The sequence below is a fragment of the Cellvibrio chitinivorans genome (assembly GCF_035117775.1).
GTDB lineage: Bacteria > Pseudomonadota > Gammaproteobacteria > Pseudomonadales > Cellvibrionaceae > Cellvibrio > Cellvibrio chitinivorans.
In genome coordinates this window covers 26,942-52,092 of sequence record NZ_JAYKKN010000001.1, presented here as the reverse complement: position 1 = coordinate 52,092, position 25,151 = coordinate 26,942, and the positions used below count along the sequence as shown (strand labels likewise).

24 protein-coding genes are annotated in these 25,151 nt (G+C 49.5%); 15 read left to right on the top strand and 9 right to left on the bottom strand.

Annotation, left to right across the window (positions count from 1 at the left end; translation table 11 throughout):
• The first annotated feature begins 14 nt into the window (after positions 1-14).
• Entirely contained in the window at positions 15-1,055 is a 1,041-nt protein-coding gene (locus SPL68_RS00225; RefSeq protein WP_323813050.1) for an alpha/beta hydrolase, read from the top strand.
• A gap of 87 nt (positions 1,056-1,142) precedes the next feature.
• Here SPL68_RS00225 and SPL68_RS00220 read toward each other — a convergent pair whose 3' ends face one another.
• The 3 genes from SPL68_RS00220 to SPL68_RS00210 form a co-directional block, all read right to left on the bottom strand.
• Positions 1,143-2,162: a cytochrome d ubiquinol oxidase subunit II gene (locus SPL68_RS00220; RefSeq protein ID WP_323813049.1), complete on the bottom strand. Its 1,020-nt coding sequence runs from the start codon at positions 2,160-2,162 to the stop codon at positions 1,143-1,145.
• 10 nt (positions 2,163-2,172) lie between these two features.
• A complete protein-coding gene (locus SPL68_RS00215) occupies positions 2,173-3,558 on the bottom strand; it encodes a cytochrome ubiquinol oxidase subunit I (protein WP_323813048.1) in 1,386 nt (461 codons plus the stop codon).
• Positions 3,559-3,690: 132 nt separating this feature from the next.
• Positions 3,691-4,260 (bottom strand): GbsR/MarR family transcriptional regulator, encoded by a 570-nt coding sequence (locus tag SPL68_RS00210; RefSeq protein WP_323813047.1) that lies wholly within the window; start codon positions 4,258-4,260, stop codon positions 3,691-3,693.
• Between the two features lie 71 nt (positions 4,261-4,331).
• On the opposite strand from SPL68_RS00210, the gene SPL68_RS00205 reads away from it, so the two are divergent.
• The 3 genes from SPL68_RS00205 to SPL68_RS00195 are packed head-to-tail and all read left to right on the top strand — an operon-like array spanning position 4,332 to position 6,298.
• The gene (locus SPL68_RS00205) at positions 4,332-4,793 is read left to right on the top strand and encodes a hypothetical protein (protein WP_323813046.1); all 462 of its coding nucleotides are present in this window, start codon (positions 4,332-4,334) and stop codon (positions 4,791-4,793) included.
• A gap of 18 nt (positions 4,794-4,811) precedes the next feature.
• Positions 4,812-5,255 (top strand): thiol-disulfide oxidoreductase DCC family protein, encoded by a 444-nt coding sequence (locus SPL68_RS00200; protein ID WP_323813045.1) that lies wholly within the window; start codon positions 4,812-4,814, stop codon positions 5,253-5,255.
• A 59-nt stretch (positions 5,256-5,314) separates the two neighbouring features.
• Positions 5,315-6,298: a TIGR01777 family oxidoreductase gene (locus SPL68_RS00195; protein WP_323813044.1), complete on the top strand. Its 984-nt coding sequence runs from the start codon at positions 5,315-5,317 to the stop codon at positions 6,296-6,298.
• A gap of 67 nt (positions 6,299-6,365) precedes the next feature.
• Here SPL68_RS00195 and SPL68_RS00190 read toward each other — a convergent pair whose 3' ends face one another.
• Positions 6,366-8,363, bottom strand: a complete 1,998-nt coding sequence (locus SPL68_RS00190; protein WP_323813043.1) for a glycoside hydrolase family 11 protein — start codon at positions 8,361-8,363, stop codon at positions 6,366-6,368.
• Positions 8,364-8,749: 386 nt separating this feature from the next.
• Between SPL68_RS00190 and SPL68_RS00185 the strand changes: the two genes are divergently transcribed.
• Complete coding sequence (locus SPL68_RS00185) at positions 8,750-9,964, top strand: class I SAM-dependent methyltransferase (RefSeq protein ID WP_323813042.1); 1,215 nt, start codon at positions 8,750-8,752, stop codon at positions 9,962-9,964.
• A gap of 64 nt (positions 9,965-10,028) precedes the next feature.
• Here the strand turns inward: SPL68_RS00185 and SPL68_RS00180 are convergent, their stop codons facing one another.
• The 4 genes from SPL68_RS00180 to SPL68_RS00165 form a co-directional block, all read right to left on the bottom strand.
• Positions 10,029-11,330 (bottom strand): glycerophosphodiester phosphodiesterase family protein, encoded by a 1,302-nt coding sequence (locus SPL68_RS00180; RefSeq protein ID WP_323813041.1) that lies wholly within the window; start codon positions 11,328-11,330, stop codon positions 10,029-10,031.
• Between the two features lie 545 nt (positions 11,331-11,875).
• Entirely contained in the window at positions 11,876-12,175 is a 300-nt protein-coding gene (locus tag SPL68_RS00175; protein ID WP_323813040.1) for a YebG family protein, read from the bottom strand.
• A gap of 63 nt (positions 12,176-12,238) precedes the next feature.
• The gene (locus tag SPL68_RS00170) at positions 12,239-13,276 is read right to left on the bottom strand and encodes a glycosyltransferase family 2 protein (protein WP_323813039.1); all 1,038 of its coding nucleotides are present in this window, start codon (positions 13,274-13,276) and stop codon (positions 12,239-12,241) included.
• 66 nt (positions 13,277-13,342) lie between these two features.
• Positions 13,343-14,104, bottom strand: coding sequence for an MliC family protein (locus SPL68_RS00165; RefSeq protein WP_323813038.1), 762 nt, complete (start codon positions 14,102-14,104; stop codon positions 13,343-13,345).
• An 88-nt stretch (positions 14,105-14,192) separates the two neighbouring features.
• Between SPL68_RS00165 and murJ the strand changes: the two genes are divergently transcribed.
• From murJ to ispH, 6 genes are all read left to right on the top strand, one after another.
• Positions 14,193-15,818, top strand: a complete 1,626-nt coding sequence (gene murJ / locus SPL68_RS00160) for a murein biosynthesis integral membrane protein MurJ (protein WP_323813037.1) — start codon at positions 14,193-14,195, stop codon at positions 15,816-15,818.
• A gap of 102 nt (positions 15,819-15,920) precedes the next feature.
• The gene (gene ribF / locus SPL68_RS00155) at positions 15,921-16,874 is read left to right on the top strand and encodes a bifunctional riboflavin kinase/FAD synthetase (protein ID WP_323813036.1); all 954 of its coding nucleotides are present in this window, start codon (positions 15,921-15,923) and stop codon (positions 16,872-16,874) included.
• A 28-nt stretch (positions 16,875-16,902) separates the two neighbouring features.
• The gene (gene ileS / locus SPL68_RS00150; protein WP_323813035.1) at positions 16,903-19,701 is read left to right on the top strand and encodes an isoleucine--tRNA ligase; all 2,799 of its coding nucleotides are present in this window, start codon (positions 16,903-16,905) and stop codon (positions 19,699-19,701) included.
• Between the two features lie 126 nt (positions 19,702-19,827).
• The gene (lspA, locus tag SPL68_RS00145; RefSeq protein ID WP_323813034.1) at positions 19,828-20,337 is read left to right on the top strand and encodes a signal peptidase II; all 510 of its coding nucleotides are present in this window, start codon (positions 19,828-19,830) and stop codon (positions 20,335-20,337) included.
• Positions 20,330-20,779, top strand: coding sequence for an FKBP-type peptidyl-prolyl cis-trans isomerase (locus SPL68_RS00140; protein ID WP_323813033.1), 450 nt, complete (start codon positions 20,330-20,332; stop codon positions 20,777-20,779). The genes lspA and SPL68_RS00140 overlap by 8 nt, the downstream gene beginning before the upstream one ends.
• Before the next feature lie 2 nt (positions 20,780-20,781).
• Positions 20,782-21,720 carry a 4-hydroxy-3-methylbut-2-enyl diphosphate reductase gene (ispH, locus tag SPL68_RS00135; RefSeq protein WP_323813032.1) on the top strand — a complete coding sequence of 313 codons (939 nt, stop codon included), beginning with the start codon at positions 20,782-20,784 and terminating at the stop codon, positions 21,718-21,720.
• 22 nt (positions 21,721-21,742) lie between these two features.
• Here ispH and SPL68_RS00130 read toward each other — a convergent pair whose 3' ends face one another.
• Positions 21,743-22,270, bottom strand: a complete 528-nt coding sequence (locus tag SPL68_RS00130) for a GspH/FimT family pseudopilin (protein WP_323813031.1) — start codon at positions 22,268-22,270, stop codon at positions 21,743-21,745.
• Between the two features lie 226 nt (positions 22,271-22,496).
• Between SPL68_RS00130 and SPL68_RS00125 the strand changes: the two genes are divergently transcribed.
• Genes SPL68_RS00125 through SPL68_RS00110 form a run of 4 tightly spaced genes read left to right on the top strand, consistent with a single transcriptional unit; the run spans position 22,497 to position 25,151 of the window.
• Positions 22,497-23,042, top strand: a complete 546-nt coding sequence (locus SPL68_RS00125) for a GspH/FimT family pseudopilin (RefSeq protein ID WP_323813030.1) — start codon at positions 22,497-22,499, stop codon at positions 23,040-23,042.
• Positions 23,043-23,054: 12 nt separating this feature from the next.
• Positions 23,055-23,516, top strand: a complete 462-nt coding sequence (gene pilV, locus SPL68_RS00120) for a type IV pilus modification protein PilV (RefSeq protein ID WP_323813029.1) — start codon at positions 23,055-23,057, stop codon at positions 23,514-23,516.
• A gap of 10 nt (positions 23,517-23,526) precedes the next feature.
• Positions 23,527-24,585, top strand: coding sequence for a PilW family protein (locus SPL68_RS00115; RefSeq protein WP_323813028.1), 1,059 nt, complete (start codon positions 23,527-23,529; stop codon positions 24,583-24,585).
• A gap of 20 nt (positions 24,586-24,605) precedes the next feature.
• Positions 24,606-25,151, top strand: coding sequence for a pilus assembly PilX family protein (locus SPL68_RS00110; RefSeq protein WP_323813027.1), 546 nt, complete (start codon positions 24,606-24,608; stop codon positions 25,149-25,151).

Here is a 25,151-nt window from a genome sequence, read left to right as displayed (position 1 = left end):
TCGGAGCAGGTTAAATGGTGATAGTGCGTAGATTTTTGAGAATCCCTTTTTCAATATTTTTATTATTTTCTTTTTGCTCAATAGCTTTCGCTTCGGAAGCTGAAAGCCTTGGCATAGGTGCATCCGTTAAAAAAGCAGATATGACTGCCGCTCAGCCTGTGTCATCGTCACTGCTATATTCGCAGGAAATTTCTCTATGGCCAGAGAGCTCCAAAGTATTGCAGGCTGGAATTGAAATTATTTCCAATGATGAATACGCATTAAGTCATCCTTGGCTTGTTATTACCCATCCCACAATGATCCGTTACACCCCCCAAAAGAAATCAACAGGAACTGCAGTTATTGTTTTTCCTGGCGGCGGATATAAAGGTGTAGCTATAGGCAGGGAAAGTACAATTGGATTTAATGGAGCTGATGTTTGCCAGTGGCTTACCAGCGCTGGAATCAATTGTTTTATTCTAAAGTATCGAGTGCCGAATTCTGGATGTAGCTGGAATTCCAAATTGCGCCAGCATGAAACGCCAAATATACCAATGGCGTTACAAGATGCCCAGAGAGCGATAGCCATCCTTAGATACCATGCAAAAAAGTATGATTTGGATCCAAATAAAATAGGCGTAATGGGGTTTTCGTCAGGAGGAAATTTGGCGGTTCTTGCCAGTGCGCTCTTTAAAAAAAGAGCCTACGAGCCAATTGATAAAGCAGATCAGGTAAGCAGTCGTCCTGACTTTGCTATACCCGTTTATCCTGGGCACTTGACGATGGAGCATAAAAATAAAAAACCGCGTGCAATGGCTAAAAAAGAACTTAACTCTGATATCGAAATATCATCAGCAATTCCGCCAACGCTTCTAATTCACGCACTAGATGATCCAATTGACCCTGTTCATTATTCAAAAGTTTATGATCGGGAACTAAGGCGAGCCGGAGTAAACGTGAAGCTTATGTTGTATGAAACTGGTGGTCATGGTTTTGGGGTAAAAAAGCAAGGGAAGGATACAGACAAATGGACAGCAGATGCATTGGATTGGCTCAAAGAAATCAATATGCTTTGAGATTAACTTGTTGATTGAATCAGCTTTAATTTTTGGGGCACAAGGGATTGTTGTCCTTTCCCTTGTACCGATTGTTGTTAAGGTTAGTCAGTAGTACTTCAACTGCGTCGCCTTACCGTGGAAAACTTTGTAGGCAAAAAAGGTGTAGCCTAGGATGGTCGGTAATACGATGATCACGCCGTACAAAATAAACATTAGCGATTCTGGGGCGCTGGCGGCTTGCCATATATCGAGTTTGTTGGGGACTACATAAGGAAAAAAGCTGTAGGCCAAGCCGATGAAACTCAATAAGAAAATCATCGCTGCAGAGACAAAAGGAATCCAGCAGCCAGCATCTTTTTCATAGGGATAATGACGTAGATAGCGATCCACAATAAACAGCAGCACAAAGCAAAATATTGGAATAATCATCAATATTAAAAACAATGAGCTGCCAAACCATTTGTTGAAAATAGTATCGCTGACTAAAGGGTTAACAATCGATACCGCAATAATTCCCAACGTCATCAACCATGCGCAGCGGCGCGCCCACCAAACTGCGCGCTTTTGCAATTCGCCTTCGGTTTTCATCACCAGCCATGCCGCGCCGATAAAACTGTATCCGGCAGTGACACAAATTGCACTGAGTGCGGCAAATGCATGTGCGGCAATTGAGTCTTCAAAGCCCATCACAAACAAGCCGAGCATATAACCCTGTGCAAGGGTGGCGAGTAGTGATCCTGTTTTGAAAACCCTATCCCACAAGTCTTTGTGATCTGCCGGCGCTTTTGCGCGAAAGTCAAAGGCAACGCCGCGCAGAATTAATCCCGCCAGCATTACCGTAACAGGCAGATACAAATGAAATAAAATTTGGCTGTGCGCAAGCGGGAAGGCGATCAATAAAATACCCACGCCGAGCACTAGCCAGGTTTCGTTTGCATCCCAAAAGGGGCCGATGCTGGCGATCATAGTATCGCGCTGCGCTTCAGAATCTTTGGGTAATAAAATTCCTACACCTAAATCATAGCCATCGAGGATTGCGTAAATAAAAAACGCCAAACCCATCAGGCCGATAAAAATAACGGGCAGCCAAAATGCAGCGCCGGATAAATTGCTGATATCAGTCATGATGGATTCCTCAGAGATTTTTCTCGACCAGTTTTTCTTGCAGGGTTTCTACTTCTTCAGGGCGATCAACCAGCACGGATTTTCTGGCCATCAAAAACAATGTACGTATGTAGGCAAAGAGTAAAACTACATAGAGCGTTAAATAAATCGCCAGCGATGTGCCCACATTTGCTGCGGGTGTTGTGGTGACGGCATCGGCTGTTTTGAGTACGCCAGTCACTAACCAAGGCTGACGGCCAATTTCAGTGACGTACCAACCGGCGAGGGTGGCGATCCAACCGGAGAAAGTCATGCCGACAAATAATTTTAATTGCAGCGGCGATATTTCTTGTTTGCGGAAGTAAGTCCAGCAGCCCCACCAGGATATCAACAGCATCGCCATGCCTATGCCGACCATCAAACGAAAGCCGTAAAACAAAGGTGCAACGGGCGGATGTGCATTGGGGAATTCATTGAGGCCTTTAATTTCGCCATCAGCTTTATGGGTGAGAATCAAGCTCGCGAGTTTGGGAATTTCAATTGCAAGTTTGTTGCTTTGAGTTTCTTTGTCGGGCACAGCAAAGAGCACCAGAGGCGCACCTTTTTCGGTGTGCCATACCGCTTCAACTGCGGCGATTTTTGCTGGCTGATATTTAAGTGAATTTAAGCCGTGCATATCACCCAGAAAAATTTGCAGCGGAATTAAAATCGCCGCTGCGATAGTGGCAGTTTTAAGTGCAAGGCGCGGTGCGGGTTTGTGATCGCCTTTTAATAAACGATAAGCTGATAGACCCGCAATCAAAAATGCGGCAGTTAAACCCGATGCAATCAGCATATGCGCCAAACGGTAGGGCATAGACGGGTTAAAAATAATCGCCCACCAATCGAGTGGAAATGCTTTGCCGTCACGCATTTCAAAACCGACGGGAGTTTGCATCCAACTGTTGAGTGCAATAATCCAGAAGGCTGACATAGTTGTGCCAAAGGCCACTAAAAATGTGGCAATGGTATGCATGCGGTTGGACACTTTATTGATACCAAACAACATGATGCCGAGAAACGTTGCCTCCAGAAAAAATGCGGTCAGCACTTCATAACCCAGCAGTGGCCCAGCGATATTGCCCACGGTTTCCATATAGCCCGGCCAGTTGGTGCCGAATTGAAAACTCATGGTGATGCCGCTCACCACGCCCAGCGCAAACGTGAGTGCAAATACTTTTACCCAAAAGCGATAGGCACGCATCCACACATCATCGCCGCTGCCGTTGTAGCGCAGTTTGAAATACACCAGAAACCAACACATGGCGATGGAAATAGAAGGGAATAAAATATGGAAGGAAATATTTGCCGCAAATTGAATGCGCGAGAGCATCAGGGTGTGAGCAAGCGCCGGATCAAGCACAGAAGGGTCGAGCATGATATACCTCGATAAATGTTAACTAGAAATCCTTTTGCGGGTGAATCTCCTTAGAGAGTTTCGGTTGGTGGTGCAAGATGGTCATGTTGGGTTACGGTGCTCGCCATACTCGCATCTAACCCAACCTACGCATCACTTCGTTGCGTCTTTTTTTGTTGTGCCGAGCAAACGGTCTTTCATGTCTAACACTTTGCCGATGCTGTTGCCGAGTTTGAGTAACTTGCCCAGTTGATTTGAATCCAGTCGCTGAATTTCCTGCGTCCAGAGAGTGAGCATTTCGATCAGCTCGTGCATTTCGCGCATACGCTGCTGCGCATATTCTTCATCGGCGTTGGCAGGTGTTTCGATCAATAAATTGCGCAGCGTTGTCAGTGTAGGATCCATCTCGCGTTTGCGGCGCTGCTCGATCAATGTCTTGGCGATATCCCACACATCACCCGGCGCCGAGTAAAACTCTTTGCGCTCACCGGGGCGATGCTGCAGTTTCACCAATTCCCATGACATTAATTCCTTCAGTCCCATGCTCACGTTGGAGCGCGAAATCCCCAGCGCCTCGGTCATGTCATCCGCGCACAGCGGTTCTTTGCTTAACACTAACAGCGCGTACATTTGCCCGACTGTGCGGTTGATACCCCAGCGGCTGCCCATCTCCCCAAAATGGAGGATGCAGGATTGGATCATAGGGGTGAGATTGGTTGTCATTTTGTAATTCCTGAATTTTCAGTATATTCTGAAATTACAGAATGTTTTGATTTTGGTCAAGGGAGAGTTTAATGATGTTTGATAGTGCGATGGGTCGAGAAAGGGGGCGGGTATGGCTGGTACGCTGGTTATATCTGGTGGCAGTGGGGCATATTGTCAGCGCTTTTTTTATGACCTGGTGGGCTGAATCGCCGTTACTTACGTATTACCACCAACAGGCCGTAGCGAGTTTTGGTGGAGCCGAGCCACTGCAATTAAAGGAAATCCAGCTCTGGTGGTTCAAATTGTTTGGCGCCACGCTGCAGGCTTTTTCATTGTTTATGCTGGTATTAATTTACGTGGCGAATCGCACGGCTGATGCGCTGGTGTGGGTTGCACTCGCATTAACGATTTTATGGTGGGCGCCGCAGGATATTGTTATTTCACTGCAGCAATCCATGTGGTCGCATTTGTGGGTGGATGCGGCGGCGGTTATGGCAATAGTGCCGGCTGCGATTTGGCTGGCCCTCATTGATCGCCGCCAAAATGCTTAGCGAGAGGAAACCCATGCAATGGAAACTATGAGCGTTAAGGCTGACTTACCGGTGCTGGCGGCTACCGACAAAGTGATTTTGTTTGATGGTGTGTGCAAGCTGTGTAACCACTGGAGTCGATTTATTTTGCGCTTTGATAAGCATCAGCGGTTCAAATTGTGCGCGGTTCAATCGCCAGCGGGGCAGGCATTGCTGGCGCATCACTGCTTTCTATTGGAAAAGTTCGAAACACTGGTGCTGATTCGCAAGGGTACTTGCCTGACGCATAGCGATGCGATTATCGCCATTCTGCGCGATCTACCTTTGCCTTGGTCTGCAGTGGGTGTGTTGCGCTGGCTGCCTAAACGTTGGCGCGATGCAGGTTACTCCGTAATCGCGCGCAATCGTTACAAACTATTCGGGCGTTACGACCAATGTGCGATGCCATCTGATGATTATCGGCACCGCTTTTTAGACGAATAACTGGGTGTTTGACTTGGAGTTTCTGATATCGCGTTGTCTGCGCGTTGATGAGGTGCAATATGTCGAGTGAATCTACATCAAATCCAGAGCCGCATTTTAGTGATCGAACTCTGCGGGTGTTGGTGACCGGGGCGACGGGGTTTATCGGTCAGTTATTGGTGAAGGCATTGTTGGCGGACGGCCATGAGCTGGTGGTGTTGACCCGGCGTATCGAGGCGGCGCAAGTGATTTTGGGCAGTAGGGTTAAATGCATATCGCGCATGGATGATTTGCCGAGTGACTATGTGTTGAATCTGATCGTGAATTTAGCCGGTGCGCGAATTTTAGGTTGGCGCTGGACTGAAGCGCGCAAAAAACTATTGCGCGCGAGCCGTATCGAATTAACCAAATCCATTGTGGATTGGATCGCGCGTGCGGAGCATAAGCCGGAGTTACTGTTATCGGCCTCGGCGATTGGCTATTACGGAATTCAACCGCTAGGTGACGCCGCGGACTTAAACGAAACCAGTCCGCCACAGCCGATTTTTATGTCGCAACTCTGTCAGGAGTGGGAGGCCGAAGCCTTGCGCGCGAAAGATGCTGGCGTAGCCGTCAAGATTATGCGTTTTGGTGTGGTCTTGGGGCATGAGGGCGCGCTGCCGATGATGATGTTGCCGATTAAGCTCGCCATGGGCGGAAAGCTGGCAACGGGTCAGCAGTGGTTTTCCTGGATTCATGTGCAGGATTTATTGCGCGGAATGGCGCACCTGTACCGACTGTATCAGCTCGAACGACACGAGCATTTAACACCGCACACAGCTTATAACTTCACTGCGCCCGAAGCCGTCAGTCAGTGGGAGTTTAGTCGGCAGGCGGCCAGTGTTTTGCATCGCCCTTGTGTGATGCGTACGCCTGCTTTTGCCATGCGCCTATTGCTGGGTGAGCAGGCAGATTTATTACTGGAAGGGCAAAAAGTCGTGCCAACGAATCTGTTGCGCTCCGGGTTTGCATTTCAATTTCCGACGTTGAAATCAGCGTTGGTAGATTTGTGCGCTCGAGCTTAAAAATAAAAAAGCGAGAGCAAAAACTGCTCTCGCCAAAAGGGACTAGCTAGGGATTGGTGAAGCGATACTAATTACAGATTTGGCTGCCGCCGCCGGGGCCTTGGCTGTTACAGGTCGCGGTGGTGATACAGCTGCGGTTGTTCTCCCAGCCCCAACCACTCGCGGTGTTGGTGCAGGTTGGGTACATGGTGCCCCACCAGTTGCACTGGCAGTTGCTGCCGGTATTGCCACCGCTACTGCTGGTAACGCTGCTGCTGGCCTGACTGCTAGCAGGGGTGCTGCTTGCGACCGAACTGGTGCTACCACCTGCGGGTGCAACGGCGCGACCAGTGGCCGGGTCGATTCTGCCTGGGCAGAGATTTTTCGCGCGCAGGTTAGCGGCGATCTGCGCAATAGCGGCGTTGGTGTTGTTGTAGCTGGCGTCGTGCATCAGGATCACTTGGCCGTTCTGCAATTGGTTGGCGGCATTGGCAATCGCTGAGGCGCTGGCACCGTTCCAATCTTGTGAGTCCACATCCCAAGTGATTACACGTAAACCTGCGGCCTGTGCCGCCTGATTAATGGTGGAATTGGTTTCACCGTAGGGTGGGCGGTACAGCGTTGGCTTGGGCGCGCCGGCATTTTGAATGGCCTGATTGGTGCGGTTAATTTCATCGGCCACCTGCGCTTGCGTCCAAGTGGTCATGTGCGCGTGGGTGTAGCTGTGGTTTTGAATCTCACCCACACTCAGCAAGCTGGCGATAAGGTTGGTGTTGGAGGCCACGTAATTGCCCTGTACAAACCAGGTCACTGGCGTCAGGTTGTTTTGCTTGAGCAGGTTGATGAGTGTGGTGCTGTTGCTGCCCGGGCCATCGTCAAAGGTGATGCCGACATAACCTGAGCAGTTGCTGTTACCGCCACCGGTGCTGGATGCAACACTGCTGGTGCCGCCGCCAGTGCTTCCGCCCGAGCAGTTGCCGCTGAAACAGTCGTAGGTGTAGCCAAAACCGATCACCCCGTTGCAGTGCATGGTTTCAGAGTTACCGCCACCGCCGCAGGAGCCGTTGGCGTAGAGCCCGGTGTTGTAGTCCATATCTTCCGCTTGGCGGGTTTCGCCATTGACGCGGATGTAATCCACCACCACATCGCGGCTGCCGCCATCGTTATCAAACTGGACTTGGATATCGCCCGAGGCGCTGCCGGTGTAGCTCAAATCCTGAAAGCTGGTGGTCAGATTCCAGCTGGCAACAGTCGCGCCGCCGATGCGCAGGTTGATATGTTCGCCACCTGCAACACCGCGGGCGCGAACCAAAACTCCGCTGCTGCCACCATTATTTGCCGAGCTGGTTGTGCCGCTGCTGCTGGTTGGTGTGCTACTGGTACCGCCACCCCCGCCGCCAGAACCTTCACTTACGGTGATGTCGGAGCTGCCCATACTTTGGTAGCCCTCGGTTGCCATTACCTGATAGTTATGGTTCCCCAGATTCAACCCTTTGCTCGCCCAGAAGGCGGCGTGGTTGGCGAAGGTGATGGTGCCGGAAATCTGCCCAAAACCTTTTTTCGGATTGCGCACACTGAAGTATTGATAGAAGGTTTGAGTGCCATCAATCGACGGTTGCTGCACACGCTGGCAGCGGCGCACGTTGTAGGTCGCGCCATCACTCTGGAAGCTGCCGTAATCGGTGCCGCCGGAACAGCTCGCCGGATTGTACGAGCCGTAGCTCTCAATCACGTAGTATTCAATCAATGGGCTGCGCGTCCAACCGTAGAGCGCAAGGTAAGAGTTCTGGCTGGCGGTGACGCCGTAGTTTCCCGAATAGCTAATCGTGCGGGTGCTGTTGCCGGGGTTCCAGCCTTTGCCGCCCACCCAGTTGTTGGTGTTGTTTGTCCATTGTGAGGTGTAACGGCCACCTGCACCCAAGGTCATGGTGGCATTGCCGGAATCCTTCCAGAAGGTGTAATAAAAACCGTTATTGGTTCCGGTGGAGTTGGAGGATAGGGTTTGTGCGTTGGCGCTGCTGATGCAAATCGCCGCGGCGCCGATGAGTGTCGGTATGACACCTTTGCCGAGATCAAGGAATCGCATGATGAATCTCCATATTTAGCCATCCAGCCATAATCTTGTTAGCGGTGAATGGCTGCTGTAGGTCGATCCTGTTTATTGCAAACAGGCGTTTTTTCGGGCGACATACATCGTTGTAATTATTGTTTTTACACTGCGCGGTGATTCCGAAGTGCACTTGTATACTGCTGCGGTTGTCTTATTGTCAATTAAACCATATTAATATGGTTATCCAGACTATATGTGTGTTTCCAGTGTGATTTTTCGCACGTAATGAAACCCATAGGGCTAACATTTATTTGGTTGGAAATCGGCTAGCGCGTTGGCGCATAGATCTGCTGAGCGTGTATATTCGCGGCCAGTTTTTTCAGTTTTGTTGTTTTTCAGTTTTATTGACGTTGAGTGATGTTATGACCGAGTTCGCCCCCAATCCCGATATCGACGGTTTCCTGCAGGATCTGCAACAAGCCTTTACCGCAAACGCGTTGCAGCGGCTGGTGCTATCCAAATACAAGGGAGCCGAACCGGACTTGAATCGCATCACTATTCGCCCGGTACAGATTAAAGAGCAAAAGTTGCTGTCGTTTCTGTTTGAGTATCGCACCAATCACGTAACCAAAAACTTAGCGCTTGACGATGCGCTAGCACAGTTGCAGCAATGGTTGGGCGGCGATTTTCACAACGCGCACATGATCAATGATGATTGGGAAATCCAATTGAGCTTTAGTAAAAAAGGCAAGGTGCTGATTAATAAAAATCGCAACAAAAATGCGTCGGCTGTAACAAGTGAGCAAGTGGCTGCCGAGCTTGCTCACAATCGCACCAAGCTGCGCTACGTGGAGCAAAATCGCCCCTACTTGCGTGAGCTGGGCATTACCGATGCCAATGGCCAAATAATTCCGGCCATGTCGCGCAAGTGGAAACAGATCAATAAATTTATTGAAGTGTTATCCACTGCGATTGCGCAAACCGGTTTGGATAAACGCGAGCTGTTGCATATCGCCGATTTTGGTTCAGGCAAAGCCTATTTAACTTTTGCCGTTCACGATTATGTAAGCGCAAACCTCGGTGTAAAAACGCAAGTGACGGGCGTAGAGTTGCGCCAGAATCTGGTGGATTTATGTAATCAGACTGCGCAGAAATTATCGCTTGCGGGAATTAAATTTGAGCAGGGCGATGTGCAGCATTTCTCGGCGCAAAATATCAACATCATGATCGCCTTGCACGCCTGCGATACTGCCACAGACTACGCGCTCAATATGGGCATTCGCACCGGTGCCGAGATCATCATGTGCTCGCCCTGTTGCCACAAACAAATTCGCCCACAACTAAAAAGCCCCGCGCTGCTTGCACCTGTGTTGCAACACGGAATTCATTTAGGGCAAGAAGCGGAAATGCTCACTGATGGCCTGCGCGCACTTTTATTGGAAGCTTACGGTTACGATACAAAAGTGTTTGAATTTATCTCACTCGAACACACCAGCAAAAACAAAATGATCCTCGCGCAAAAACGCAAAGCCCCTCGCGACAACACTGGAATCTTGAAGCAGATCGCCGACATCAAAGCGTTTTACGGTATTAAAGAGCAGTGTTTGGAGAGCCTATTGCTTGCTGAGCCGATCTGATTATGTGCGGCAATAAAAAGCTCCGGTCATGTGTATGGCCGGAGCTTTTTTTGTGGCTGAAAAATTACTTCAAATTCATACAGCTTGCGTAGTAACTCACGCTTGCTGGCCAGTCAGAAAAAATTCCCGCTACGCCAACGTCTTTTGCCAGTACATGCAAAGCATCCATCATGTCGCCATCGTTGTTGATCGCGGGATTAACACTTTGGTAGTACCAGCCGCCGCCATTTTTTAATGGTCCTGAGCGCTCAAATGACCATGCAATCATTTTCAATCCTGCTTTTTTAGCATTGCGCGCGTATTCAGATGGAACGATTTTATTGTTGTTGTCCAGTGCCAGTAAAACCCAGATCGGTGGGGCGACAATCTTGAAACCTTCATCGGCGTACATCTGCAAATCTGCTGCGGTAGGTACATCGGCGATGGTGTTGGCATCATCCAGATACACAGATTGCTTACCGAATTCCGGTTCGTTTTGAATCCAGTAGCGTACGTCTTGAATATCAAATGACTGCGGCCATACATCGCGCGCTTTAACACCGGCTTGGCGATATTCATCAATCAGCTGTTGCGCATACATGGCTTGGGTGTAGGTGCCTTCAAATGGCATAGGCACGCTGGCTGATTTCAATTCCGGCGTCATTTTTACATTGAGCTTTTTAAACAGCTGAATACTTTCGGCGTGCGATAAAAGCGTGCCGCGCTGTGCGTACAAATCAGTGCGCCAATTAGCGGTGCCAGTGAGATATTCATTTACCGTAGTGGCTTTAGGATTGTAAGCATCCATTTTGCCTTGCAGGGTTTTGAATTCAGCGAGGGTGATGTCGCTGGTGCAGCAATTGGCGCTGGCCGCTTTGCCACTTACCGGATCAAAAGGTGAAAAGTTTTGCGTACATTTATTCGCTAATGGCGTGGCGAGAATATTGGTGGTGGTATGCAGATCGCATTGCGAGTGGCGGCACACGAGTTGTTTATCTTTGGTAAATGCAACATCGCACTCCAAAATACCTGCGCCCATTTTAGCTGCCGCTTCATAGGATTCTTTGGTGTGCTCGGGGAATTGCAACGGTGCACCGCGGTGGCCAATGGAGAAATTGGTTTTTTTCATCGGGCTGTTGATGCAGCTTTGCAGTTTCTTTTTCAGCGGGCTTTCATCCATGTCGTCCACTAAATAAAACGGGCGCGGACCAACCTGGATGCTGCTGTTATTTTTGTCGCTATGGTGATTTTTATAATCATCGTGATACCAGCGATCATCCCGGTCTTTATCTTTGTGGGCAAAAGCAGATAAAGGAATTGTGAATGCTAACGCGAGTGCGCCTGTTAAAAGATGAATTCGACGCAACTGCTGTAATCGATACAGCATAGAAACCTCCTTTTGAAAACCTGAGTGTAATTGGGGCTGATTGGGTGTAGCTGAGCAATGCTTGTGGCCAAGCAGCCTTACCCTAGGTTTCCAGTGTGACGCTAATTTGCTGGTTTGATGACAGATTAGTGATCTTGGCCAGAGATGAGATGTTATTCAAAAATAAGCAACATAAAAGAAGTTTGTGGCGCCAAGCTAAATTTTGAAAAGTTTCAGACGAGAATTTAACGAAAAAACCACCGCACCCGTTGAGGTTTTCCTAATGTCATTGGCACTAGGAAAGGTGCAGTGGCGAAAGCGATCCTGCATCGCGCTGCGGATGTGGCTGACAACCGGGCGGATGAGGATGGTTGGAAGCAGGTGTGCAGGCAAATAGCGAAACAACGGCTGGGGAGTCGCTCTCCCGCTATTCACGTAGCACACCTTAAACACGTACAAACCGCTGAGTGGTGATTCAGCTATTTGTAGTTGTTGATGGCAGTGTGGGCGGCCATCAACTGCACAGGCATGTGTGGGCACGCCTGTGCTTACAGTCACCGCTAGGCCTAGTTGTCCTTGTCCGTGGCGGCGGTTGTGCTGTTCAGGGTTGCAGGCTTTTCGTAAGTGAATGGCTGCAAGAGTTCATCTGGCTTGCCTTTACAGGCTTTGGCCAGTAGTTCGCGGCGTTGCGCCAGCAAAATACCAATCGCCTCGCTGTATTTCTCATCGATACCGGGAATGTTTTCTTCAATCAACTGGGTGATATTGGCGGCCAGTTCCAGATACTTATCGTGCTCTTCTGCGACTTTTCTATCTTCAAACATGCTGCCATCCCGATCACATAACCAAACGGCCACTACTGCCATTGTGTAAATCCTCGAAAGTGTTGTTACTGTTTTTATGTACAGTATCTGGCGGCGGCGTGAATGTCAACAGTGTCCTTTGTTGGAGGATAGGTTGGACGGTGCGCTTGGGTGTTGTCGCAGGCGTTGCTCCAGTTTGCGCAGAGTGCGTTTAAGTTTTATGAAATGAATGAGTGTTTCTGCATTTGATTTGGCTTTTAGCAGCTTGCATAAGCCGGTGATCTGCCATGCTGTCTGGCGCGCATGTACTTCGCTAATAACAGCGGGTAGTTGGTTGGCATCAAGTGTGCGCGCTTCGCGCACCAGTTGCAGCAGAGTGCGTATTTGCAAACTTTTGTAGTGCATTTTTTGTGCGTCTGTGGCGGCAAAGCGACCGCAGTTTTCGATGCTGTACAGCCACCATAAGTAGGAGCCGGTTTGGAATTTCCGGCCAGTGACGCTTGAGCTGCGGAGTCTGTACTGATAAACGTTTTTGGTAATCAATACCAAGGTGTTTGCGCAGGCAAACATCTCTGCGCAGTAAAGTGAATCCTGAGCCATCAACACGCCGGGGGTATTTTTAATGTGGCCTAAAGTCGCGCGCCGAAACAGTTTTCCCCATGTGTGGCCGCGCGTTTTTTTGTGTGCAAAAAACGTAGCCAAAATATCAGCACCTTTAACTAGCTCGGTGCGATTAATGTTGGTGTTGGCAGAGCGATAGTTTTGCTCATCAAAGGTCTGATGGTTGCCTTTGATTATGTCGGCGTTATATTGAATGGCTGCATCGTAAAGAGATTGCAGTGCATTGGGTGGTAGCAGGTCATCTGCGTCCACAAAAGTAAAATAAGTACCTGTAATTGCAGCTAAACCAGTGTTACGCGCAACCGACAGGCCGCTGTTCTGCTCGTGACATATCAATTTTATTTTGTTTGGATGTGCGCGCAAAAATTCTTCGCAAATTTGTTTGCTGTTATCGGTTGAGCAATCATCCACTAATACAATTTCAAGTGAGTCAGAAAAGCGTTGTTGAAGGATCGAATTTAGTGTCTCAGCAAGATAATCCTGCATGTTGTATATCGGCACTATTATCGAAATGGCTGGTGTTGCATCGGCCTTGGGTTGCATGGTTCGTCCTGGGTAATACATTAAGTTGAAAAATACACTTGCGAGGTAAGACGGTTTTAATTGGTGTTAGTCAGCTTTTTTGCACACTAACTCGGGCGCTTCATAGCCCCAAACTACACGCGCTTCGCCTTGATGTTCCCAAAAACTTTCATTGCGCCCTTCATATTTACTGCCGCTGCCGGAAGGCACTGAATACATAAGTGATGTTTGGTCGCCGCGTTCGGCGATGAGAGTTGGCGGTGTGGTTTCATAAAAGGTGACAACAATTTCATCAGCGGGTGAGCTGCCGCACTGAAAGTGCACCGGGGCGGTTTTGACGACTAATTCATAGCGGGCCTGTAGCTCGGCGATGCGTTGTTCATATTCAGCTTTAACACAAGTGAATTTGTCGTCGCTTTTCCAGCACTCATTGCGGCCCTTGATCCAACCTCGTTGCTCAGCTGCGAGTGTTGGCGGGTGTTCGTTAACCGCTTTTTCGGTAGCTTCGCCGTAAATACGGGCAAGCAGTTGATCCAGTTGGGCAAGTACCGGGTCTTTGCAAATCAGTTGTTCAACGCTGCTGTCTGCTGCTTTGTTGCATTCAAAGGTGGGGGTTGTGACTGGCGCCGGGCGCGGTTTGGTGTAGTCGATGGTGTGATCGCAGCTGCCGTTGGTCTCGCAGTCGTTTATGCCGTTGTTATCGGCATCCCAGCTTGGGTGCATGGTTGTGCTGGGGGCAGAGGTGGCGATGGAGGTGTCGTCGGGTGAGGATTCTGCCGTAGGCTTGCAGGCAGTGATTGATAATGTGCCGACGATAAGACCGCCAAGCCAATAAGATGCTTTGTGCACGTAAATCTCCTTGAGGGGCTCGGGTGTTGTGCCAGAGTATACCAGCCGTTGATAATGCGGGATATTTTTCCTCTGCAGGATGTGTGCCGTGTCTGACTCCGAATTGCCAACGCAATCATCGTCTCTTAACCCATCACCCGAACAGCCGCCCACGCCAAAACCCAAGAGTTTGCTGCGTTCCAGCTTACTTACCGGCTCCATGACCATGACCTCGCGCGTGCTGGGGTTGATTCGCGACATAGTGCTGGCGAGTGTTCTCGGTGCAGGCGGGGCGATGGATGCTTTTGCTATCGCGCAAAAAATCCCCAATTTCTTTCGTCGATTATTTGCCGAGGGTGCTTTTTCCCAAGCATTTATTCCGGTGCTGTCCGAGTACCGCGAAAAGGGCACTCATGCGGCAGTGAAGGAGCTGGTCGATAAGGTGGCTGGCTGTCTCGGTTCGATTCTGCTGCTGTTTACCCTGATTGGCGTGCTCGGCGCCGTCGGCTTTGCTTATATCTTTGGTTATGGCTATGCCGATAATCCCGAGAAGTTCTCGCTGTTGGTCGATTTGGTGCGCATCACCTTTCCTTATCTGATGCTTATTTCGCTCACCGGTTTTGCCGGGGCGATTCTCAACAGCTACGACCGCTTTGCGATTCCGGCGGTGACGCCAGTATTTCTCAATGTGTTTATGATCGCCGCTGCCTTGCTGGTGGCCGATTTCTTCCCTAGTCCCGCTTACGCGCTGGCGTGGAGTATTGTCGCAGCGGGTATTTTTTCGCTGCTGTTCCAGTTGCCATTTTTAAAGCAAATCCATTTGTTGCCATCGCCCAAGCTGGATTGGTCGCACCCCGGTGTAAAGCGCATTCTGGTGCTTATGGCGCCTGCGCTGTTTGGGGTATCGGTGAGCCAGTTAAATCTGCTGTTGGATTCCATTATCGCCACCATGCTGGGCGATGGTGCCGTGAGCTGGCTGTTCTATTCCGACCGCTTGGTGGAATTGCCGCTGGGGGTGTTTGGGGTGGCGATTGCGACGGTAATTATGCCGGGCTTATCGCGCCTGAGCGCCGCGCAGTCGGGTGAAAAATTCAGCCAGATGCTCGATTGGGCGATTCGCTTTGTGGTGCTTATCGCGCTGCCTGCAACCCTTGCATTGGTGATTCTTGCGGAGCCGATTCTGTACACGCTTTTCTATCATGGCGAGATGAAACTCTCCGACATTCTGATGTCGTCTTACAGTCTCAAGGCTTACGCGCTGGGCTTGTTTGCCTTTATGTTGATCAAGGTGTTGGTGCCCGGTTACTTCGCGCGGCAGGATATGAAATCGCCGGTGCGCTTCGGCATTATCGCGATTGTCGCCAATATGCTGATGAAACCGCTGGTGGTAATCCCGCTGGTGATGCTCTGGGGTTTAGGGCATGTGGGCTTGGCCTTTACCACCGCGCTGGCAGCTTATGTAAACGCTTTTTTGCTCTATCGCGGTCTGCGCAAGGCAGAGGTTTATGCGCCCGCCAGCAACTGGCCAAAACTTTGGTTGCGCTATGGAGCGGCCAATCTGGCGATGGCAGCAGTCTTGCTGGGCTTTTTGTCGCTCTGGACGCTCTGGTCAGAATGGGGTGTGATGGAGCGAATCCTGCGTCTTGCGGTTGTCTGTGTCGCCGGTTTGATGGCTTATCTGTTGGCCTTGTTTGCAGTGGGGGTGCGCCTGCGCGACTTCAAGGCGCGGGCTTAAGTTTGGGCGGGGTAGGCTCAGGCGCCGCCGCTCCTGTATACTTCCCGCCTCATTTTTCAGGCAGTTTATTTTCCGGTAATCGGGTTGAGGTCAAAGTAGAGCGTGAATCCAGCGGCACATGCGTTTATTCGCGGTTTGCACAACCTGCGCCCCTGGCATCGCGGCTGTGTGGCGACTATCGGCTCCTTTGATGGTGTGCATCTTGGCCATCAAGCCATATTGCGCCAGCTGATCGCCGTTGCGCATCAGCACCAGTTGCCGGCGGTGGTGATTGTCTTTGAACCGCAACCCCATGAATTTTTCTCGGGTGATAAAGCCCCCGCGCGCCTGATGCGTCTGCGTGAAAAAGTGCAGGCGCTGCTCGCCGCTGGCGTAGCGCGTGTGCTTTGCGTTCAATTCAATGAACGCTTGCGTAGCTTGTCCGCCGAAGAGTTTATCGAAACCGTATTGCTTGATGGCTTGGCGATCAAGCATCTGGTGGTAGGCGATGATTTCCGCTTTGGCTGTGATCGCCGCGGGGATTACGCTCTGCTGCAAAAAATCGGCAGCGAGCGTGGTTTTGGCGTTACCGATACCTGCACCCTTGAGATAGATGGCGAGCGCGTCAGCAGCACTCGCATCCGCCAACTATTGGAGTTGGGTGATTTTGCCAAGGTTGAAATGCTGCTCGGCAAGCCTTATAGCATCAGCGGCCGCATCGCCTATGGCCAACAGCTCGGGCGCAAACTGGGGGTGCCGACCGCCAATGTGCATTTGCGCCGCTATCGCTCGCCACTGCATGGCGTATTTACCGTTACCGTCACCTTTATGGATGGCAGTGTGCATCAGGGCGTAGCTAACGTGGGTGTGCGCCCAACTGTCACCGGCGACAAAAAGCCGCTGCTGGAAGTGCACCTGTTTGATTTCTCGCGAAAAGTCTACGGCGCCATGATCGATGTGGTATTCCACTCCAAATTGCGCGATGAAAAAAAATTCAATTCATTGGATGAGCTACAAACGCAACTGCAAACGGATATTGCTCAAGCCAAACAATTTTTTTCGACCTTTTCTAATTAATTTTTGCTAACAAAGTTGACCGTGAATCATGACCGATTACAAAGCAACACTGAATCTGCCTAACACCGGTTTTGCCATGAAGGCAAACCTCGCCCAGCGCGAGCCGGACATGTTGAAACAATGGCAAGCGAATGATCTGTATCAACAAATTCGCAGCGCGCGCGCTGGCCGCGAGCAATTTATTTTGCACGACGGCCCACCTTATGCGAACGGCGATATTCATATCGGTCACGCGGTTAACAAAATTCTTAAAGACATTATCGTCAAAAGCAAAACCCTGAGCGGTTTTGATTCGCCCTATGTGCCGGGTTGGGACTGTCACGGTCTGCCGATCGAGCACAATGTCGAGAAAAAAATTGGCAAAGCGGGCGATAAAGTCGATGTAAAAACTTTCCGCAATAAATGCCGCGAATACGCCGCTAAACAGGTCGACGGTCAAAAAGCTGACTTTGTGCGTTTGGGCGTATTGGGCGAGTGGGATAAACCTTATCTCACCATGGATTACAAATTTGAAGCCGACATTATTCGCGCGCTCGGCAAAATCGCCGATAACGGTCATTTGCACAAAGGCTTTAAACCTGTGTACTGGAGCGTGGTGGGCGGCTCTGCGCTCGCTGAAGCAGAAGTGGAATATCAGGATAAAACCTCTTTTTCCATCGACGTAAAATTCGCGTTTGTCGATCAAACTGCGATTGAAAAAGCGATCAGCGAATTAAGCGGCAGCGGTAAAATTTCGTTGGTGATCTGGACCACCACTCCTTGGACTTTGCCTGCGAACCAAGCGGTTTCTGCGAATGCGGAAGTTGACTATGCATTAGTACAAGTAGGCGATGAGCGTTTGCTGGTTGCCGAGACGCTGATCGGCAGTGTGCTTGCGCGTGCAAAAGTTGAAGAGCATAAAATTGTCGGCCGCGTAAAAGGCGCAGCGCTGGAAAAAATGCTGCTGCAACATCCGTTCTATGCGCGTCAGGTGCCAGTCATTCTTGGCGATCACGTAACTACCGATGCCGGTACTGGCTTTGTTCACACAGCGCCGGATCACGGTGCGGACGACTTTAATGTCGGCGTGAAATACGGAATCGGCACACTTAATTACATCGACGACCACGGTACCTATCGCCCGAACGTAGAAATCTTCGCGGGCGATCACGTTTACAAAGTCGATGAAAAAGTTGTCGCATTGTTGATTGAAAAAAATGCGCTGCTCGCGCAAGGCAAAATCACTCACAGCTTCCCGCACTGCTGGCGTACTAAAACGCCGCTGATTTTCCGCGCGACGCCGCAGTGGTTTGTGAGCATGAGCAAAAACAATCTGCGCGATCAAGTTGCACAAGCGGTTGAAGGTGTTGAGTGGGTGCCGGACTGGGGCAAGGCGCGTATCGATGCCATGCTCGCAACTTCACCTGACTGGTGTATCTCGCGTCAGCGCACTTGGGGCGTGCCTATCGCCTTATTTGTGAATAAAGAAACGCAAGAATTGCATCCTGAAACTGCGCGTTTGATTGAAGCGGTTGCACAAAAAGTTGAGCAGGGCGGAATGGATGCCTGGTTTGAATTGGATGCGGCTGAACTGCTCGGCACCGATGCCGATAAATACCAAAAAGTCACTGACACTTTGGACGTATGGTTCGACTCTGGCGTAACTCATTACGCGGTGTTGTCACAGCGCGCTGGTTTGCGTTTCCCTGCTGATTTGTATCTGGAAGGTTCTGACCAGCATCGCGGCTGGTTCCAGTCATCGCTCAAGACTTCTATGGCGATGCACGCCAAGCCACCCTACAAAACTGTGTTAACCCACGGCTTTGTGGTGGATGCGCAAGGGCGCAAAATGTCCAAGTCGATCGGCAATGTTATTCCACCGCAAAAAGTGGTAAACGATTTGGGCGCGGATGTTCTTCGCTTGTGGGTTGCTGCAACGGATTTCAGTACCGAGATGAGCGTGTCCGATGAAATCTTAAAGCGTACTGCGGATTCTTATCGTCGTATCCGCAATACTGCGCGCTTTATTTTGTCGAACCTCACTGGCTTTAATCCGGCGACTGATGCTGTTGCGCCAGAAAATATGTTGCAACTTGATCGCTGGATAGTGACGCGCACTGCGCATCTGCAGCAAGAAATCATCGCCGCTTACGACAGCTATCAATTGCATTTGATCTATCAAAAGCTGCATAACTTCTGCGTGGTGGAATTGGGTGGTTTCTATCTCGATATTATTAAAGATCGCCAGTACACCGTAAAAGGCGATGCACTTGCTCGTCGCTCGGCACAGACGGCGCTGCAATATGTGATTGAGGCTATGGTGCGCTGGATTGCGCCGATTTTGAGTTTTACTGCCGATGAAATCTGGAAAGAAATCGCCGGTGAGCGCGAAGCCAATGTGTTTGTTGCCGAGTGGTATCAATTACCAGCAATGCCTGCAGATTCATTTGCCGACAGCTATTGGGATTTGGTTGCCGAAGTGAAGGATGCGGTAAACAAAGTGCTCGAAGCAAAACGCGCCGCCGGTGAAGTGGGCGGCTCTTTGGGGGCGGAAGTGATTTTGTATTGCGATGAAAAACTGCAAGCGGAATTGCAAAAGCTCGCCAATGAATTGCGCTTTGTGTTGATCACATCTACCGCAGAAATTCGCCTACTTGCGGAAGCGCAAAATGCAGAAGCAACGGATTTGGCTGGATTGAAAGTGGCGGTGAAAAAATCCGAGCATGCAAAATGTGAGCGCTGCTGGCATCACCGCGCTGACGTTGGCGCAAATGCTGCGCATCCAACCATTTGCTTGCGCTGTGTAGAAAATGTGGATGGTGCTGGTGAATCGCGCCAGTTTGCTTAATTAAATCCCTCCCTAACCCTCCCTTTTCCAAAGGGCGGGGGTAACACCAGCCTGACCTTAACGAAGGGAGTAAACTCCTCCCCTTTGAAAAAGGGGAGGTTGGGAGGGGATTAAAAGTGAGTATTTATGTCTTTAAAAATTTATCAAAAAGCCTGGTTTTGGTATGTGGTAGCTTTAATCGTTGTTGCCTTGGATCAAGCTAGCAAACACGCCATCGAAGCCGCATTTGAATACGGCGAAACCTTGGTGTTTACCTCATTTTTTAATTTCACCTTGGCTTATAACACCGGCGCGGCGTTCAGCTTTCTTGCCGATGCTGGTGGTTGGCAGCGCTGGTTTTTTGCGGTAATCGCGCTGGCTGCAAGTGTGTTGTTAAGTGCGTGGATTGCACGTACCGCAAAAGATAAGCCACGCGAAGCATTTGCGCTGGCGTTTATCCTTGGCGGTGCAATCGGCAATTTGTATGACCGAATTGTGCTTGGTCATGTGGTGGATTTTATTGTGGTGCATTATCAAGATAATTACTGGCCAGCATTTAACCTTGCTGACTCTGCAATTACTCTGGGTGCCGCAGTGTTAATTATTGATATGTTGTTTAGTAAAGAAAACAGTAAAGAGAAAAAAGCGGATGCGTGAATTAGCAATTGGTCCCGGCACTAAAATTACTCTGCACTTTGCATTGCAGCTGGAAAACGGTGACATGGTTGACTCCAACTTTGAGCGCGATCCCGCGACTTTTACCGTCGGTGATGGCAACTTGCTGCCAGGTTTTGAAAAAGCACTGTTTGGCATGCTGGAGGGTGAGCATAAAACGGTGGTGATCAAGCCTGAAGATGGTTTTGGTCAACGCAATCCAAACAATATTCAGGAAATCGCCCGCAGCCAGTTCAGTCCGGACATGGAATTAAGTGAAGGTTTGATGTTGTCTTTTGCTGACGCGCAAAAAACTGAATTACCTGGAGTCGTGCAGAGTTTTGACGATGAAGTTGTAGTGGTAGATTTTAATCATCCACTGGCAGGGCGAAATATTTTGTTTGAAGTGGCCATTCTTAAAATTGAACCGGTTCAGGTGCATTGATCATGACGCAAATTAAACTCGCCAATCCGCGCGGTTTTTGTGCCGGCGTTGATCGCGCAATCGATATTGTCAATCGTGCGCTCGATGTTTTTGGTGCTCCAATTTATGTGCGCCATGAAGTAGTACACAACAAGTTCGTAGTGGAGTCATTGCGTGAGCGCGGCGCAGTTTTTGTCGATGAAGTTGATCAGGTTCCCGATAACGTAATTTTGATTTTCAGTGCACACGGCGTATCCCAAGCGGTGCGCAAAGAGGCAGAAGATCGCGGCTTGCAAGTGTTTGATGCTACCTGCCCATTAGTTACTAAAGTGCATATTGAAGTGACTCGCTACAGTCGTGAAGGGCGCGAGTGCATTTTGATCGGACACGAAGGTCACCCGGAAGTAGAAGGTACTATGGGGCAGTACAGTGCTGCTAATGGCGGTGCCATTTATTTGGTGGAAGATGAGGCGGATGTTGATGCGTTGGTGGTGCAAGATCCAGAAAGCCTTGCTTATGTAACGCAAACAACTTTATCAATGGATGACACGGCAAAAGTGATTGAAGCCCTGCGTAATAAATTCCCTAAAATTCAGGGGCCGCGCAGAGATGATATTTGCTACGCAACCACCAATCGTCAGGATGCGGTGCGTCAACTTGCACTGGAGTGTGAACTGGTGTTGGTTGTTGGCTCCCCCAACTCATCAAACTCTAATCGCTTACGTGAATTGGCAGAGCGCTGCGGGACGGAAAGTTATTTGATAGATGGTCCGGAAGATATTAACCCCGAGTGGCTAAAAAATCGCACTGCAATTGGAATTACCGCTGGTGCATCGGCGCCGGAAGTATTGGTGAAACAAGTGATCGATAAATTAAAAGCCTGTGGTGCACAGGCTCCCGTCGAAATGGATGGCACACCTGAAAATATCAGCTTCTCGTTACCCAAAGCCCTGCGGCAATAATGCGGTACTTGTGCTGAGGTTGTTAGATGACCTCAGCACACTCCGCGAGTGTCAGATTTTGTATTCGTGTCCTGCCTCCGCGAGACAGGATTAGGGCATAACCTTTACCTGAGGTTTCGGGGCAGATTTTTATAGTTCCCACTTGAAATGCGCCCCCATTCTCTATTCCTATTTTTCTTCCTTCTCCTGTGCCTATAAATGAGATGTACTCTTCCACGTGGCTATTAGCGTGAATCTTTATATCTTTAAGCGCTTTTCTCTGTTGTTTTAGTGTTTCTTCACCGTTTAATACTCCGTCGTTGTTGTAATCAATAAATAAAGCCCAGCCTTGCTCCCAGTCATTCTGATTGGCGAGCAGTACTGAGCGCTTATTGCTAGTCACGGCGAGGGTGCGAGCGGATTCAATAGCGCGCAGAAGTTCATGCGTTGCTACCTTGGTTCGAATAGTTTTGATTTGTTCGAATAAACTGGGGATTGCTAGACCGAGAGTTATTGCCAAAACCGCTGTGCAAATCATGAGTTCGAATAATGTGAAACCTTGCGATTTCATAGTAGGTGCCCTCCATGGGTTAATGCGTCGCTAACCGGATCCGCCCAAGTGCGGCCGTTCATGCGTCCTTGTTGACCGGATATCGCACGTCTGAACAGCTGCTGAACAGGGTGTGATACGGTGTGACGAATATAATTTGATCGCAATTTATTGTCTAGGTTGTCAATTGATCTTGGGTGACAACTTTGCTTCCTGTCTCTGTATTTATCGTTTATAGGCGCAAGAAATGCGAAAAATAAAAGGGTTTACACTCATTGAGCTTATGGTCACCTTGGCTGTTGCTGCTATCGTTCTTGGAATTGCTATCCCTAGCTTTAACCAGACGATGCGCAATAACAGCTCCAGCGCATTGGGGACTGAATTGGCGGGTGCTCTGAATTTTGCTCGAGCCGAGGCCGTTAAGCGCGCTAAACGTGTCTCTATTTGTGCATCCAGTGATGGGGCCACCTGTTTGGCTGCTGACAATTGGGCAAAGGGCTGGTTGGTATTTGTTGATGACGCAGCAGCAGATAATACCGCTACGGTAACCATTGGAACTGTTATTCGTTATTGGAGTGGTCTTAACCCTCTGGCCGTGGTGACTGGGCAAACAAGCGTTAGTTCAACAAATATTAGTTTTGTTCGCTTCACTAGCACGGGTACTCTGGCTCGATTGGATACACAAGGTCGCCGTTTTACTGCCCGCGTGAATAACTGCAAGGGTGATGCTGCGACCCAAATCCTGGTGGGACTGGCGGGCATGCTGAGTACCACCAAACAGGCATGTCCATAGGTGACGATGATTATGTTGAATAAAAGTGCACAGTCAGGGGCAACACTTATTGAAGTCGCAGTCACGGTATTGATTCTCGCTACGTCTTTGTTGGCGATGTCGACGTTACAGACTCGATCACTGCAGTTTAATCAAAGCGCATTTATGCGTTCCCAGGCGAATATCCATGCTTATGACATCATGGATCGTATGCGTATCAACCGGGGCACGGACGCAGATAATCGTTTGTCTGCGTACACGGCTGATTATGAGGGGGAGCCTGCTGGAAATGCCGTAGCTTCGGCGGATGTTGCGGAATGGCGCGAGCGCTTGGAAAAAGATTTGCCGGAGGGAAAAGGGAAAATTGCCTGTGTGCAGGCCACCCGTATCTGCACGGTCTCTATCAAGTGGAAAGATTCTTCGTTATTCAATGACGAGGATGAAGATCAAGCGACAGAGGCAGCAAGTGAATTTGAATTTACCTCGGTTATTTGAGAGCTGATCTATGAAGAAGCAGAAAGGTTTATCACTGATTGAGCTCATGATTGCCATCACCTTGGGATTGATTTTAATCACCGGTGTGTTGCAAGTGTTTATCTCTAGTAAAACGGTTTATACAACACAGCAAGCGCTGTCGCGCATACAGGAAACCGGGCGCTTGGCTATCGATTTTCTGGCTCGTGATATTCGTATGGCGGGTTACATGGGGTGTGCATCCCGCTCATCGGAGATGACTGTTACCAACACATTGAACAACAGTAGTAATTATCAATATGACTTCGGTACTGCCATTATGGGTTATACCGCAGCGACCTTACCCGCTAACCATGGCCTGAGCCCCTTGCCGAAAGCTGGTACCGATTTATTTGTATTGCGCGGGGCATATGGCTCGGGAGTGCAAATCAATAGGAACAATGATTCTGCACAAGTGTTCGTCACCCTTTTAGGTACTGAGCCGGGTGCTTGTGCGGATGGATCAGATAGGGTGAGTGGTTTGTGTCAGGGCGATATTTTAGTGGTAACTGATTGCACCAAAGCTCGTGTCTTTCAGGCAACCAACGTAACGGCTAGCGGAGGGGACACCAATGTAGTTCACAGTGGTGCTAATTATACGCCCGGCAATGCAGTTACTAGCTGGGGCGGCAACTCTGGTAGTGATGAGGAAACTTTTAAGCCTGGCGCAGAATTATTGATGGCGACCAGCATTACTTATTTTATTGCGACTGGAACTTCTGGTCGCCCAAGCCTCTGGCAAAACAATAATGGCGTTAATCTCGAGTTGCTTGAAGGCGTGGACGATATGAGTGTGAACTATGGTGTGGACACCAATGAGGATTATGTGCCGGATGCTTATTTGCCCGCGACAGGAATTACTGCGGCTGACTGGGCAAAAGTCGTTGCCCTTCGGGTTGAGCTACTCGTGAGTAGTATTGATGATGGTGTGCTACCGGAAACGCAAACTTATAGCTTTGAAGGGGTAGACGGAGTAACTCCGAACCCTGTCGATAAACGGTTGCGTCAAGTGTTTAGCTCAACAGTCGGTATCCGTAGTCGATCTTTTTAAAATCTCTTCTGGAAATATTTATGAAGTCGCAATTTATTGAAATCAAGCAGCAGACCGGAGCAGTTCTGGTAGTAGGTTTGGTTCTGCTGTTAATCCTAACCGTTATCGGGTTGGCGTCGATTCGCGGTAGTGATTTGCAGGAACGAATGGCGGGCAATATGCGCGATCGTAATATTGCTTTTCAGGCATCTGAAGCAGCTTTACGCGAAGGTGAAGACTTATTGAATTTACCTGTATTGCCCAGTTTTTCTGGTTCTGTTGTCGGTTATTGGCCTGATTTGAATAAGCCTGGCGCTATTCGCCCTCGTCCGACAGCCTGGACTGCTCAACAATGGGGGGCTAACAGCGTGCAACTGGATGCCGATACCATTGGAGAAACAGTTGAACAGCCGCGCTATGCAATAGAGAAAGTTATTGTGACAGGTCTTGCTGCTAGCCAAGGTAGTGGCGTTGACAAAGAAAGTATAGAAAGAGCTCAGGATGCGGAGTACTACCGGATAACCAGTCGTGGGCTTGGTATCACCTCAGATGCTGAAGTGGTTTTACAGTCCACATTTGCCCGTTAA